This window comes from Pseudomonas campi (assembly GCF_013200955.2).
Lineage (GTDB): Bacteria > Pseudomonadota > Gammaproteobacteria > Pseudomonadales > Pseudomonadaceae > Aquipseudomonas > Aquipseudomonas campi.
Genome location: NZ_CP053697.2, coordinates 2,328,165 through 2,342,941, shown reverse-complemented (window position 1 = coordinate 2,342,941; position 14,777 = coordinate 2,328,165). Strand labels below are relative to the sequence as shown.

Annotated in this window: 10 protein-coding genes; 8 read left to right on the top strand and 2 right to left on the bottom strand. The window is 62.2% G+C overall.

The genetic code is table 11. The annotated features are described in order from the left end of the window. Positions 1-6: 6 nt before the first annotated feature. Together fabA and HNE05_RS10910 are read right to left on the bottom strand one after the other, a co-directional pair. Positions 7-522 (bottom strand): 3-hydroxyacyl-[acyl-carrier-protein] dehydratase FabA, encoded by a 516-nt coding sequence (gene fabA, locus HNE05_RS10915; RefSeq protein WP_173206903.1) that lies wholly within the window; start codon positions 520-522, stop codon positions 7-9. Between the two features lie 177 nt (positions 523-699). Then, positions 700-2,580, bottom strand: a complete 1,881-nt coding sequence (locus HNE05_RS10910; protein WP_173206900.1) for an ATP-binding protein — start codon at positions 2,578-2,580, stop codon at positions 700-702. A 257-nt stretch (positions 2,581-2,837) separates the two neighbouring features. Here HNE05_RS10910 and HNE05_RS10905 point away from each other — a divergent pair, with 257 nt between their 5' ends. The 8 genes from HNE05_RS10905 (at position 2,838) to HNE05_RS10870 (ending at position 14,624) form a co-directional block, all read left to right on the top strand. Next, on the top strand, positions 2,838-3,860 hold the full coding sequence (locus HNE05_RS10905; protein ID WP_173206898.1) for an NAD(P)H-dependent glycerol-3-phosphate dehydrogenase: 1,023 nt from the start codon (positions 2,838-2,840) through the stop codon (positions 3,858-3,860). A 25-nt stretch (positions 3,861-3,885) separates the two neighbouring features. Further along, entirely contained in the window at positions 3,886-4,233 is a 348-nt protein-coding gene (locus HNE05_RS10900) for a DUF4389 domain-containing protein (protein ID WP_173206894.1), read from the top strand. Next, positions 4,230-4,688 (top strand): phosphohistidine phosphatase SixA, encoded by a 459-nt coding sequence (gene sixA / locus HNE05_RS10895; protein WP_173206891.1) that lies wholly within the window; start codon positions 4,230-4,232, stop codon positions 4,686-4,688. The genes HNE05_RS10900 and sixA overlap by 4 nt, the downstream gene beginning before the upstream one ends. A 118-nt stretch (positions 4,689-4,806) precedes the next feature. Next, positions 4,807-6,462, top strand: coding sequence for an AMP-binding protein (locus HNE05_RS10890; protein WP_173206889.1), 1,656 nt, complete (start codon positions 4,807-4,809; stop codon positions 6,460-6,462). Positions 6,463-6,642: 180 nt separating this feature from the next. Further along, positions 6,643-8,697 (top strand): type VI secretion system Vgr family protein, encoded by a 2,055-nt coding sequence (locus tag HNE05_RS10885; protein WP_173206888.1) that lies wholly within the window; start codon positions 6,643-6,645, stop codon positions 8,695-8,697. Next, complete coding sequence (locus tag HNE05_RS10880) at positions 8,687-9,424, top strand: DUF4123 domain-containing protein (RefSeq protein WP_240008749.1); 738 nt, start codon at positions 8,687-8,689, stop codon at positions 9,422-9,424. The genes HNE05_RS10885 and HNE05_RS10880 overlap by 11 nt, the downstream gene beginning before the upstream one ends. After that, entirely contained in the window at positions 9,424-14,238 is a 4,815-nt protein-coding gene (locus tag HNE05_RS10875) for an RHS repeat-associated core domain-containing protein (protein ID WP_173206886.1), read from the top strand. Before HNE05_RS10880 ends, HNE05_RS10875 begins: the two co-directional genes overlap by 1 nt. Further along, a complete protein-coding gene (locus tag HNE05_RS10870) occupies positions 14,235-14,624 on the top strand; it encodes an Imm50 family immunity protein (RefSeq protein ID WP_173206885.1) in 390 nt (129 codons plus the stop codon). The genes HNE05_RS10875 and HNE05_RS10870 overlap by 4 nt, the downstream gene beginning before the upstream one ends. Positions 14,625-14,777: the final 153 nt, after the last annotated feature.

Below are 14,777 nucleotides of genomic sequence, written 5' to 3'. Positions count from 1 at the left end.
AATCCTTTAGAAACTGTCGGTAGAGGTGAACAGGCCAACACGCAGGCCTTCGGCACTGTAGATCTCGCGGCCATCGACGCTGACGGTGCCGTCGGCGATGCCGAGGATCAGCGAGCGACTGATGGTGCGTTTGATATGGATGTTGTAGGTGACTTTCTTGGCGGTGGGCAACACCTGACCGAAGAACTTCACTTCGCCCGAACCCAGGGCGCGGCCGCGGCCCGGATTGCCCTGCCAGCCGAGGTAGAAGCCGACCAGCTGCCACATGGCGTCGAGGCCCAGGCAGCCGGGCATCACCGGGTCACCTTCGAAGTGGCAACCAAAGAACCACAGGTCCGGATTGATATCGAGCTCGGCGACGATTTCGCCTTTGCCATACTTGCCGCCGGTTTCGCTGATATGGGCGATGCGGTCGATCATCAGCATGTTTGGGGCGGGCAGTTGCGCGTTACCCGGGCCGAACAGCTCGCCGCGGCTGCAGCGCAGCAGATCTTCCCGGGTAAAGGCGTTTTGCTTGGTCATGCGAGCTCCTCAATGGCCCCGCCGCACGGGGCTATGTGTTACATCCTGATTGCCGTCTGGCGGCAGCGTAGTCATAGACTGTTGCGTCTTGGTGAAAGTCACAGTCCGCAGTGCACACTTGTACCCTCGAACCGTAGCGCCCCCTGCACGGCATTCTTAGGTCTGACTTTAGCACCCTCAGTGACCACGTTTGCTCAGCCAGCGCAGCAATATGCGTTCGAGATCGGCGCGCTTGAACGGTTTGGCCAGGTAATCGTTCATCCCGGCCTGCAGGCAGGCTTCGCGATCGCCCTGCAAGGCATTGGCCGTGAGGGCGATGATCGGGGTCTTACTGTACGTCTGCAGCTGGCGAATCTGGCGGGTGGCTTCGTAACCATCCATGACTGGCAGCCGACAATCCATGAGTACCGCCGCATAGGTGCGCTGGCGGGCGCTGTGCACCGCCTGGGCGCCATCGCTGACCAGGCTGACCTGATAGCCGAGGCTGCGCAGCATGGCTTCGATCACGGTCTGGTTGACCGGGTTGTCCTCCACCAGCAGCACTTCCTGGCCTTCGCCATAGTGGTTGAGTGGCTGGCTGCCTGACTCCTCGGTGTACGGGCGCAGGCTGAACGGCAGGGGGATTTCCAGGGTGAACACCGAGCCCTGACCCTCCGTGCTGCGCGCATGCAGGGTGCCGCCCATGCGTTCGGCCAGGGTGCGGGCGATCGACAGGCCGAGGCCGGTGCCACCATAGCGCCGGGAAATCGACGAGTCGGCCTGCTGGAAGGCGTCGAACATGCGCTCCAGACGCTGCGGTGCGATGCCGATGCCGCTGTCATGCACGGCGCAGGTGAACCACAGCACTTCGTTATCCAGCGGCTGCCAGCGGGTCTCGATGCGAATGCCACCGTCCTCGGTGAACTTCAGCGCATTGCCCAGCAGGTTGACCAGAATCTGGCGGATCCGCGTCGGGTCACCCTGCACCTCGAACTGTTCCAGGCCCGGTTGGTTCTCTAGGTTCAGATGCAGACCATGTTGCTGCGCGCTGTGCTGGAACACCTGGATAGAGCCCTGCAGTAGCTCCAGCAGATTGAACGGAATGCGCTCCAGTTCGAGGGCACCGCGCTCGATGCGGGAGAAGTCGAGGATGTCGTTGATCACCTTGAGCAGATGCTCTGTCGACTCGGTGGCCAGGGCGGCGTATTCGTCCTGCTCGTGGGTCATTTCGGTGGTTTCCAGCAGCTGCAGCATACCCAGCACGCCGTTCATGGGGGTGCGCAGCTCATGGCTCATCATCGCCAGAAAGTCCGATTTGGCCCGGTTGGCCTGCTCGGCTTCTTCGCGGGTCTTGATCAGCTGGGTCATGGCCAGCTGCTGCTCATGGCTGGCATCGGCCAGGCTGAGCGCCAGCTTGTTGATATGGCGGGCCAGGTCGCCCAGCTCGCCAGTGGCGGTTTCCGCCAGCGGCGGCTGGTAGTCGCCGCTCTGCAGGGCTTGCAGGGCTTGCCCCATGTCGCTGATCGGCTGGGCCAGGCGCCGCGCCAGTTGGCGCGCCAGAAGGAAGGTCAGGAGCAGGGCGAACAGGCCCAGAACGGCGGCCTTGAACAGAATGGCCTGCTGGCGGCTGGTGAAGGCCTCGCCGGACATGCCCACCACCACACGCCCCAGATAGTCGTCGCTGAGTTTGTCGCGAATGCCTGGCTGGCCGGCTTGCTGCAGGTGGATGGGGGCATGGAAAACCTCCACGGACGTGCTGCCGGGGTGATTCTGCTGCTCGACATAGACCAGGATGTTCTCTTCACGGTCGCGCACTTCGAGAAAGCGTACGTGCGAGGTTGTTAGCGTGGAGCGGAGCAGGTTGTCGAGCACCGCCAGGTTGTCGGAAATGACCCCGTACTCGGCCGCCGGTGCCAGTTGGCTGGCGATCAGCTGGCCAGTACGGTTGAGTTCCTGGCGCAGGTCCTGCAAGCGTTCATAGGTAAAGAAACTGATCAGCAGTACGGTCAGCAGTAGGGCGGGGCCCACACTGATCAGCTGAGTACGGCTATGAATAGTCCAGTTACGGCCGAAGCTCATGGGCGTCCTGCTCCAGCCAACAGGTGCAGAACCTGCAGCGGCAGAGCCTGCTGGCGGGAGTGGGGTGGGCTGCGGAGGGGTATGTTCGGGTGCACGCAACGGCCTTGCTATAGGGCGGAATGCCCCGCATGTTAATCGACAAACGCGTATTTGCCAGTCTGTCGCTGCGCGCAAGCGCTCTGGGGACTGGTCGGTCAGCGGATGCTCCGCAATAATGCCGCCCATTCGCCATCTCGATGGCTCTGATTGGATAGATCATGACCGAGCAACAACCAGTCGCCGTATTGGGTGGCGGCAGCTTTGGTACTGCCATCGCTAATCTGCTGGCACAGAACGGCCAGCATGTCCGCCAGTGGATGCGTGATCCGGAGCAGGCCGCCGCGATGCGCAGCCAGCGCGAGAACCCGCGCTACCTCAAGGGCATCAAACTGCACCCGGGCGTCGAGCCGGTGACCGACCTGGCCGCGACCCTGGCCGCCTGCGAGCTGGTATTCGTCGCCTTGCCGTCCTCGGCCTTGCGCCAGGCCCTGCAGCCGGTAGCGGGCGCGCTGGCTGGCAAACTGCTGGTCAGTACCACCAAGGGGATCGAGGCGCAGAGCTTCAAGCTGATGAGCCAGATCCTCGAGGAAGTTGCCCCGCAGGCGCGCATCGGCGTGCTGTCCGGGCCCAACCTGGCGCGCGAAGTGGCCGAGCAGGCGCTGACCGCCACGGTGATCGCCAGTGAAGACGAACAACTCTGCCTGCGTGTGCAGGAAGCTCTGCACGGGCGTACCTTCCGTGTCTACGCCAGCCGCGACCGTTTTGGCGTGGAGCTGGGCGGGGCGCTGAAGAACGTCTACGCGATCATCGCCGGTATGGCCGTGGCGATGGGCATGGGCGAGAACACCAAGAGCATGCTGATCACCCGCGCGCTGGCAGAAATGACCCGTTTCGCGGTCAAGCTTGGCGCTAATCCCATGACCTTCCTCGGCCTGGCCGGGGTCGGCGACCTGATCGTCACCTGCTCGTCGCCCAAGAGCCGCAACTATCAGGTTGGTTTTGCTCTCGGCGAAGGTCTCAGCTTGGAAGACGCCGTGGCGCGGCTCGGCGAAGTGGCCGAAGGGGTCAACACCATCAAGGTGCTCAAGGCCAAGGCCGAGGAGCTGCAGATTTACATGCCTTTGGTCACGGGTTTGCATGCCATCCTCTTCGAGGGGCGTACCCTGGCCCAGGTGATCGAGGCGCTGATGCGTGCCGAGCCGAAGACCGACGTCGATTTCATTTCCACCAGTGGTTTCTGAAACCTAGCGAGATTGGGAGAGCGACATGAGCGAACCGAGCAAAGAACTGGAGCGTGAATCCATCCTGCTGCGCATTCTGTGGATGGTGATCTTCACCATCGTCTGGCAGCTGGCGGAAATCATCCTCGGCGGCGTGGTGCTGCTGCAGCTGGGCTACCGCCTGTTCTACGGCGCACCCAACGGCGGCCTGCAGGGTTTTGGCGACAGCCTCAGCCAGTACCTGCAGCAGATTGGTCGCTTCGGCACCTTCAACAGCGAAGAGAAGCCCTGGCCGTTCGCCGACTGGCCGACCCCGCGTGCGCCGCAAGACAACGAGCCGCACAGCATCCCGCCAGCGGCCCATCCGGTGGTGGACGAAGAGCCCAAGCTGTGAGGCTATGGCTGTTGCGGCACGGGGAGGCCGAGCACAGGGCGCGCAGTGATGCCGAGCGCGCCCTGACTGAACACGGCCGCAAGGAAGTCCGCCATGCGGCCAAGCACCTGCGCGGCGTGGCGCTGACGAAAATCCTCGTCAGCCCTTACCGGCGCGCCCAGCAGACGGCTGAACTGGTGCGCGAAACTCTGGGTCTGCAACTGCCGCTGACCACCCTCGACTGGCTCACGCCAGACGACGACCCGCGCGACGTGTTGCAGCAACTGGATGCCGACGCTGCCGACGAACTCCTGATCGTCAGCCACAACCCCTTGCTTGGCTCCCTGGCCGGATTGCTGGTGTATGGCCACCTGCAACAGCCGGTCATCCTGCATACCGCCAGCCTGGTATGTCTCTCCGGCGACCACCTGCTGGCCGGCGCGCTGGCGCTCGACGCGCTGCATCACCCGCACTAGAGCGGCTCTGCGCTCCTGTAACATTTCTTCACTTGCCGCCCCTCCTGACGCATGGAATATTCAACCAAGCAAGTGCTTGGTTGCTCCCTGTGACAATAAGAAAAAACAAGGAGGCCCCGTGGCCAGTGCAGTCCGTTTACCGCTCGAGGTGTTTTTCGAGCGTGAGTCGCGTCACCCGAACAAGACGTACCTGATCCAGCCCCAGGGCAATGGCCAGGTCGAGGAGCTGAGCTGGTCCGAGGTCGGCGAGCAGGCGCGCCGCGCCGCCAGCTGGCTGCGCAGCCTGGAATTGGAGCCGGGCAGCCGGATCGCCATCATCTCGAAGAACTGCGCACACTGGATCGTCACCGACCTGGCGATCTGGATGGCCGGGCATGTCTCGGTGCCGCTGTATCCCAATCTCACCGGCGACTCCGTGCGCCAGGTGCTCGAGCATGCCGAGGCCCGCGTGGCATTCATCGGCAAGCTGGATGACTGGCCAGCGATGGCGCCCGGCGTGCCCGAGGGCGTCATCACCGTGTGTCTGCCGTTGCACCCGCACGGCCGTTTCGACCGTACCTGGCAGGACCTGCAGGCCAGTGCGCCGATCCAGGACACTCCGCGCCCGGCGGCCGACCAGTTGGCCACCATCATCTACACCTCCGGCACCACCGGCATGCCCAAGGGCGTGATGCACAACTTCGGCAACTTCGGTTTCACCGCCAGCCACGCCACTGAGTTGTTTGGTGTTTCCGATAGCGATCGGGTGCTGTCCTACCTGCCCTTGTGTCATGTGGCCGAGCGCATGTTCGTCGAGCTCAATTCGCTGTACAGCGGCCTGACGGTGTACTTCGCCGAGAGCCTGGATACCTTCCTCGCCGACCTGCGCCGCGCCAGGCCGACGGTGTTCTTCGGCGTGCCGCGGATCTGGACCAAGTTCCAGATGGGTGTGTACTCGAAGATGTCCGCCAGCACGCTGGATGTCCTTCTCTCTATTCCGCTGCTCGGGCGCTTGTTCGGGCGCAAGGTGCTGCGCGGCCTGGGCCTGGATGCCGTGCGCTATGGCCTGTCCGGTGCGGCGCCGGTGCCCGAGGCGCTGCTCAACTGGTACCGCCGCCTGGGCCTGGAGCTGCAGGAGGTGTATGGCATGACCGAGAATTGCGGTTACTCGCACGTCTGTCGTCCCGGCAAGTTCAAGCAGGGCTGGATCGGCCAGAACAACCCCGGCGTGGAAGTACGCATCAGCGAGGAGGGCGAGGTGCTGGTGCGCAGCGGCTCGACCATGCAGGGCTATTTCAAGGAGCCGGGCAAGACCGCCGAAGCCATGACCGAGGACGGCTTCCTGCGTACCGGCGACAAGGGCGAGCAGGATGCCGACGGTAACCTGCGCCTGACCGGGCGGATCAAGGAAATCTTCAAGACCAGCAAGGGCAAGTACGTGGCCCCAGCGCCGATCGAGAACCTCCTGGCGGTGCACTCGCATATCGAGCAGGTCTGCGTGGTTGGCGATGGCCTGCCGCAGCCGCTGGCGCTGTGTGTGCTGTCCGAGGCCGGGCGCAAGGAGCCGCGCGAGCAGCTCGAGGGCAGCCTCAAGCGTCTGCTGGAGGAAACCAACCAGGCGCTGGACAAACACGAGAAGCTCAACGGGCTGGTGCTGGTGCCGGAAATCTGGGCGGTGGAGAACGGCTTCCTGACGCCGACTCTGAAGATCAAGCGGGCCTCGGTCGAGGGCGCGTACAGTCCGCATTTCCACGCCTGGGGCAGTCGCTCCGGCGAGGTGGTCTGGCAGGAATAGCTGCCGGCGGGTGTCCTGCTGCAAGGCGCGAGGCTGTCTCGCGCCCATTGCAGCGGTTTGGCGCAGTTAAATAGTCGATTTCTTTGACCGGGGCCATGATTCGGCAATCCGGCGATTGAAGCTGTGCGCCCGCTTGGGCACCCTTGCGCCTTCTGCAAACTCCAGGAAGGAGGTTAGGGCGTGAAGGATGCCAATCAAACGCATATTTCCCTGAGCATTCAGGGTATCGCCAGCGACCTGCAGGTACTGGCGTTCGAGGGTCGCGAGGCGCTCAACCAGCCGTATGTGTTCAGCATCGACCTGGTCAGCCAGGACCCGCAGCTGGATCTGCAAGCGCTGCTCAACCAGCCGGCCTTTCTCGCCTTCGGCCCCGGTGGCGGCGTGCATGGGCTGGTCTACGCCATCGAACAAGGTGACTCCGGCAAGCGCCTGACCCGCTACCGCATCAGCCTGCAACCGCAGCTGGCCTACCTGCAACACCGCCATAACCAGCGCATCTTCCAGCAACTGAGCGTGCCGCAGATCATTGCGCAACTGCTCGAGGAACACGGCATCCAGCAGGGCGCCTACAAGTTCCAGCTTGGCAGCGTCTACCCCACGCGCGACTACTGCACCCAGTACGACGAATCCGACCTGCACTTCATTCAGCGCCTGTGCGAGGAGGAGGGCATCAGCTTTCACTTCCAGCACAGCGAGAATGTCCATGTGCTGGTGTTCGGCGACGACCAGACGGTGTTCCGCAAGCTGCCGGCGCTCAACTACCAGCAGGACAGCGGCCTGGCCGCCGAGCATGCGGTGGTACGTGCGTTCCACGTGCGCCTGGCCACGCGCAGCACCCAGGCCAGCTACCGCGATTACGATTTCGAGAAGCCGCGTCTGACCCTGCAAGCCACGCAGAACAGCGCTTTCCAGCCGAGCCTGGAGGTCTACGACTTTCCCGGCCGCTTCACTGAGCGCGAACGCGGCAAACACCTGGCCAAGCGCGCCCTGGAACGCCTGCGCAGCGACTACACCCAGGCCGAAGGCAAGAGCGATGCATCCCTGGCCTGCGGCCACTTCCTCAGCCTGCAGCAGCACCCCAGCGCACCATTGAACGATCTGTGGCTGCTGCGTGAGGTCTGGCACCAAGGCAAGCAACCGCAAGTGCTGGAAGAGTCGGTGACTGACTTTGTCGGTGGCGGCCGGGCCGGTCAGGCGCTGGATGGCGAGGATTTCCAGCAGGGCTACCGCAACCGCTTCAGCGCCACGCCCTGGGCCGATCCATTCCGCCCGGCTCTGCAACATGCCAAGCCCAAGGTGCTCGGCAGCCAGACCGCCGTGGTCACCGGCCCCAAGGGCGAGGAGATCCACTGCGACCAGTACGGCCGGGTGAAAGTGCAATTCCACTGGGACCGCGAAGGCCAGGCCGACGACAAGACCAGTTGCTGGCTGCGCGTGGCCAGCAGCTGGGCCGGCGACCGCTACGGCGGCATCGCCATCCCGCGGGTTGGCATGGAGGTGCTGGTCAGCTTCCTCGAAGGCGATCCCGACCAACCCCTGGTCACCGGCTGCCTGTACCACGCCGAGCACGTGGTGCCCTACGACCTGCCGGCGAACAAGACCCGCAGCGTGTTCAAGACCCTCAGCTCGCCCGGTGGCGGCGGCTACAACGAACTGCGCATCGAGGACCGCAAGGGCCAGGAACAGATCTACCTGCACGCCCAGAAAGACTGGGACGAAAACGTCGAAAACGACCAGAAGATCCGCATCGGCCACGAACGCCACGACACGGTCGAGGCCAACAGCTACACCGAACTGAAAGCCGAGGAACACCGCACCACCCACGCCGACCGCAAGGTCGAGGCACGCAGCAATGACCACCTCACCGTAACAAGCACTCAGCACATCAAACTGGGCACGGCCCAGTTCACCGAGACCGGCAACGAAATCCACTATCACGCCGGCAGCAAGGTGGTGATCGAGGCCGGCATGGAGCTCACCGCCAAGGGCGGCGGCAGCTGGCTCAAGCTCGATCCGGGTGGCGTGACCCTGAGCGGGGCGACGATCAAGATCAACTCGGGCGGGGCGCCGGGCGTGGGTAGCGGCATCTCCGCACTGCTGCCTGGCGCATTGCAGCAGGCCGATGCCGATAAAGCCGGTGCACTGCTCACTCCAGCCCAGATCCAGACTCTCAAGCGCAATGCTCCTTTCTGCGAGGAGTGCGAGAAGTGCAAGGGAGGTGCCTGTGCCATCTGAACTGTTCTCCATCCGAGACTGGCTGGGGGCGGAGTGGCAGGAGGGGCAGCGCCTCTATGTGGTGATGGGTAATGCCAGCGAAGCCAACCCGCTGCAGGCCTATTACCAACAGGCGAGCATCATCCTGCCACGGCCGATCTGGAGCGGCACGCCCTACGCTGGCTGGCAGGAGGTGATGCCCTATCTGGGCGAACTGGAAATCGGCAGCAACTTCCTGGACTGGATAGATGAGGCTCCTACCCAGGACTGGGGCTGGCTGGCGATGTCGCCCCACCCGCCGGAATCCGTGCTCGACCATCTGCGCAGTCTGACCCAGGTGCGAATGCCGGATGGCGCCGAAGTGTTCTTCCGCTTCTGGGACGGCAGTTACTGGCTTCCCACCCTGAAACATCTGGGGCAGGAAATCACCCAGGTTCTACCCACAGTGCACCGCTATTGGGTCAATGGCCGAGCCGTACAAGTCGATCCCGTGCCGCTGCAGCCCGCCAAAACCTACCCCTGGTGGCAGGTGCCTGCGGATTTGATAGCCACACTGATGGGCGAAGACCCCAGCACTCTCGTCGACAACCTCATGCAATGGCTGCGCGAAGAGCACGCCGATCTGTATTTCGCCCTGCCAACCCCAAATCTACAGCTCAAGGTCGAGCGCCATGTACGCAATGGCGCCATGGATGACCGACTGAAGCAGCGCCTGCTGGCGCTACTGGAAAAGGAAACCGCCCGATAATGTCCTCCGTAATCGCCAAAATGCTGTTCATGCTGCACGGTCTGTATGCCGAAAAGCCCGATGGCAAGCAGGTAATCGACAAATTCCGTCAGGACATCCTCAACCACTACAAGGGCTTTGCGGAGGACTGGAAGACCGGTTGGATGCTGGATGTCGAGCAACAGATCCGTCTTACCGACGATCTCGGCAATGAGGTACTTAAGGTTGCCGTCGACAAGGACGACAGCAAGGTAAAGGATTACGCCGCCTGCTCGGCCAACGGCAAGCTCAACATCCTGCACCGTTTCGAAACCGTCTCCTTCGTGCCTATCGGCAACACCCCCTATGAGATGGAAGAAGTAACCGGCCCCTTCGGCCCTGCGCCGCAGAAATTCACCGGCAGGCTGGACGCCGACGGCAAGGCATCGATCAGCGGCTGCAGCCCCAATCGCCAGTATCGGGTGACCTTCTACCCGACTGTCGGCGAACCCGAGATGAACGCACTGTTCACCTCCTATACGGGCCTGCTGGACAACCTGCACGGCTGGCTCCTGCAGGAATGGACCACGCGCATTTCCGCACACTGGCTGATGATGTCCCCAGTCGGGGATCCGCGCCGTTTGTTGGAGATCAACCAAGCCTTCCTGGCCGGTGTCGGGCATGCGATGAGCAACATCATCGACGATGTGAAAAGCCTCATCGAAATGCTCAGCGATCTGGACAAGTTCAAGGAGCATTTGCTCAATTTCATTTCCGAACTGGACTTCCAAAAGCTCAAGGAGCAAGCCAAGGATCTTCTGCACACGGCCTTGATGATCCTGCACGACGAGCCCCTGATCTTCTTCTTCGCGGCGACCATCTGCTGCTGGGCAGAGCTGCTGCCGCCCGTTGAAGCCGCCGAAATGATCAGTGCATTCGAAGCGGGAATACTGCTCAACATACTGCTTGGCATAGTGCTTGCCGGCGGCCTGGGCCTCGCCTTCCGGCTCTCGGTCAAAGGGCTCAAGAAAGTAGTCAAGGTAACGCCTGCGACGGACAATCTGGTCGATGCCATGCAGGGACTGATCGACATCAGCCGCAGCCATGCACTGAGCGCTCACGCCAAGGTAGTGGCCCCACTTGTGGCCAGCGGCAGCATGCTGGTCAACAGCTCGGCCAAAGTACCCCTGATGGTCAAGAGCCTTCCGCAGAAGATTAATCAGGTGGTGGAGGATGCGCTCTCTCTGGTGCGCAACAGAAAGCGGCCGGGCTTTCGCACGGATAAGAGCGAAGCCGTGGATGACGCCTCCACCACCGCCAAAACACCTAATGACCAGCCTGCCGACCAAGCCGACAATACCTGTTCCCACGGTTGCCCCGTCTCCATGGTCACCGGCGAGGAGCTGCTTACCCTCACCGATGCCACCCTGGAAGGCGTGCTGCCCTTTGCCTGGGACAGGCTCTATCGCACCAGCGCTGCGGAACTCGACTGCGGCTTGGGCTTCGGCTGGAGCCACAGCCTGGCTCAGCGCCTCGAACTGGAAGGTGAAAGCCTGGTCTGGACCGACCACGAGAATCGCCGCACCCACTTTCCCATCCCCAGCGAGCAGCGGCCGGCCATCACCAACCGCCTGGCTCGCGCCGCCATCTACCTCGGTCAGGATCCCGCCGAGCTGATCCTGGCGCAGGCCGGCAAGACACCGCGCTTCTACCACTTTCGCCGCGATGCCCTGGGTGGCTACCTGATCGCCATCAGCGATGCCTATGGCAACCGCCTCAATCTCAACCGCGACTTGGCCGGTCGGCCACGACGCCTCAGCGGGGCAGGGCGCGCCCTGTTGCTGCGTTACGAGAGCAGCCGCATCGTCGCCGTGGACTACCAGATCCAGCGCCCGGCTGAGAACGAAGAAGCCAGCTGGCAGAGCGTGCAGACCCTGGTTAGCTACCAGTACAACCAGCTGGGCCAGTTGGTCGCCGCCAGCAACGCCCTGGGCGAGACCGAGCGCTACCGCTACGACCAGGACAACGTGATTCTCGAACGCCAGCTGGCCGGCGGCGCGGCCTTCTACTGGGAATGGCAGGGTCAGGGCAAGATGTCGCGGTGCGTACACCACTGGGCCAACTTCGGCCAGATGGACGCGCGTTACAACTGGGACGACCATGGCGGCGTCACCGTGGTCAACGCCGATGGCAGCGAGGAAACCTACGTCCATGACCAGAATGCGCGCCTGGTGCGCCAGGTCGATCCGGACGGCGGCGAAACACTCAGGTCCTACGACGACAAGGGGCAGTTGATCGCCGAGCAGAGCCCGCTTGGGGCACTAACCGAGTACCGCTACAACACGGCCGGGCATCTGCAAGCCTTGATCCCTTCGGAGGGTGAGCCGACCTACTACGACTACCTCGACGGCCGCATCTGCAGCGTGCGCCGCGGCGAAGCCATCTGGAAGTACGGGCGCAACGCGCAAGGCGACATTACCGCACAAACCGACCCACTCGGTCAGGTCACCCATTACCGCTACGATGCTCGTGGCCGCCTGTTGGAAATTCGCCATCCGGACGGTAGCCAGCATCTACTGGTATGGAACGCCCAGGGCGAGCTGATCGAGGAACAGCTGCCCGCCGCCGGCGTCCGCCGTTACCGCTACGACGCCTTCGGCCGCCTGATCACTCGCCAGGACGAGAACGACGCGCTGACCCAGTACCAATGGGATGCCGCCGGCCACCTGGCCCAGGTCACCCTGCCTGGCGGCGCCAGCCGGGCCTACAGCTACAACGCCTACGGCAAGGTCACCAGCGAGCGCGACGAGCAAGGCCGCGTCACCCGCTACGAATATGCCGACGGCCTGCACCTGGTCAGTCGCCGCATCAATTCCGACGGCAGCCAGCTGCGTTACCGCTATGACAATGCGCGCCTGCTGCTCACCGATATCGAGAACGAGCGCGGCGAACATTACCGGCTGGACTACCACCCCAACGGGCTGATCAGCCAGGAGACCGGCTTCGACGGGCGCCAGACCGCCTACCGCTACGACCTCGCCGGCCACCTGATCGAGAAGAAGGAGTTCGCCGAGGACGGCAGCGAGCGGATCACCGCCTACCAGCGCGATAGCGCTGGCCGCCTGCTGGTCAAGACCCTGGCCGATGGCGAACAGATCCACTATGCCTACGATGGCCTGGGTCGACTGGTCGGCGTCGACGACGGTCAATGGCCAATGGCCTACGCCTACGATCTGCGCGACCGCCTGATCGAGGAGCACCAGGGCTGGGCGACCCTGCGCTACGAATACGACGCGCTCGGCCAATTGGGCCACTGCCGCCTGCCCGACGGCAGCCGCCTGGACTATCGCTATCGCCCTGGCGGAGAGCTGGCGGGCATCGATCTCAACGACCAGCCGCTGACCCGTCACCAGTTCGAACAAGGTCGCGAGCGCTACCGGCGCCAGGGCGCCCTGCTCAGCGAATACGACTACGACGACCAGGGCCGACTGCAGGCCCACCGGGTGCGCAGCGACCATCGCCAACTGCTGCAACGCCAGTACCACTACGATGCCAGTGGCAACCTCGCCGCCATTGAGGACTCGCGCAAGGGCAACCGCAGCTTCCACTACGACCCGCTGGATCGCCTGGTGTCCGTGCGTGGCGACCTGCCAGAGAGCTTCGCCCACGACCCAGCCGGCACTCTCCTAGCGCAGAACACGGCCACACCGAGCGGCCTGGCCAACGTCAAGGGCAACCGCCTGCTGATGCAAGGCGACAGCCACTATGACTACGATGCCTTCGGCAACCTGGTACGCGAGCGTCGTGGCGCCGGCAAGCGGCTGGTCACCGAGTACCAGTACGACAGCCAACACCGCCTGATCGGCGCCAGCCTGCCGGATGGTCGCTGCGTACAGTATCGCTATGACGCCTTCGGCCGGCGCATCGCCAAGACGCTGGATGGCCAGACCACCGAGTTCCTCTGGCAGGGCGAACGCCTGATCGCCGAAAGCAGCCCGGTGCACTATCGCAGCTACGTCTACGAACCCGGTACCTTCCGCCCCCTGGCGCTGCTGAAAGGCGAAGGCGATGCCACTGAACCCTTCTACTACCAGCTCGACCACTTGGGCACCCCGCAGGAAGTGACCAGCGCTGACGGGCAAATTCTCTGGTCGGTGAAGTACCGCGCCTATGGCAGCCTGGCCAAGGTGGAAGTCGCGGAAGTCGACAACCCGCTACGCTTCCAGGGCCAGTACTTCGACGCCGAAACGGGGCTGCACTACAACCGCCACCGCTACTACAACCCCACCACGGGATCATTCCTGACGCCGGACCCGATCAAGCTGGCGGGTGGGTTGAACAACTACCAGTACGTGCCGAATCCGACGGGGTGGGTGGATCCGCTGGGGCTGAATGGATGCCCAGGAACTGGTAAGTCAACCACCGGAGGAAAGAAAGATCCGGTGGAAAATGCGAAGGTAGATGAGGGGGGGCCAGAAACCCCGGAAGTTTCTCGGAATGGGGCGTTCAATGAGGCTAAGCGTGATGCAGGTATCGCCAAAAACCAACAACCCGACCCCGTCTTTGACTCAAGGACAGGTAGAGTGCAGCAGTACAAATATGAGCCCCTAACTGGACATGATAAAGAACCAATACTTGATGCCAATGGCAAGCCAGTCATGACTCGGGTATATCAATATACTCGTGCAGACGGAAGCACAGTCCTCATACAAGAGCACTCTCTTGGTCATCAATTTAACGATGTCGGCGGCCGTGGGGATCAGCCACCCCACTTCAACCTGCGACCAATAGCAAATCCACGCACCGGGAAGGTGGACGGCGCAGCCGACCATTACTATTTTAGGGTGAAAGAATGAGAATCTGGAACCAGCTAGAAGGCAATAAATTATTCAATATCGTTTTCTCTTATCCCGTAGAAATAGACAAAATTGAACTATTTTCACTGACGCTGGAGAATGACCAGCCGAAACTTATTATGCAGTTCGATATTCTAAGTCTGCCTGACATCCCCCCTCCAAAATGGGGAAGATTTAATAGATGTCGCTTAGGCTTGTACTGCTTATCAGTTAGCGAGTTATTGGTAAAAAACATACCCTGCAAAGAGCAGTTGGATATATCTATCGAGCACACAAGTGGATCTTTCTATATCAAGGCCTCAAACTCCACTTCGCTGATAGAATTTAAGGCGAAATTCGTTTCTCTGAGCGGTCCTTCTGTCTATTTGAATGGGGGTGAGGCTTAAAACATATTTGGTTTTCAGGGCTCTACGTTTCTCGAACAGGAATTAGAGTTATTCAATGGGGCGAAAAAGAGAGCGAAAGGGAGGCAGATTTATTATTGCCGGTGCCTCCATGTCATGTAGTGTTAGAAAATAAATCTGCCCCCTTTGGCGCTC

Coding starts and splice junctions, on each gene's coding strand:
- HNE05_RS10910 (WP_173206900.1), bottom strand. CDS start 2,580: ATGAGCTTCGGCCGTAACTGGACTATTCATAGCCGTACTCAGCTGATC.
- HNE05_RS10875 (WP_173206886.1), top strand. CDS start 9,424: ATGTCCTCCGTAATCGCCAAAATGCTGTTCATGCTGCACGGTCTGTAT.
- fabA (WP_173206903.1), bottom strand. CDS start 522: ATGACCAAGCAAAACGCCTTTACCCGGGAAGATCTGCTGCGCTGCAGC.
- HNE05_RS10900 (WP_173206894.1), top strand. CDS start 3,886: ATGAGCGAACCGAGCAAAGAACTGGAGCGTGAATCCATCCTGCTGCGC.
- HNE05_RS10905 (WP_173206898.1), top strand. CDS start 2,838: ATGACCGAGCAACAACCAGTCGCCGTATTGGGTGGCGGCAGCTTTGGT.
- HNE05_RS10870 (WP_173206885.1), top strand. CDS start 14,235: ATGAGAATCTGGAACCAGCTAGAAGGCAATAAATTATTCAATATCGTT.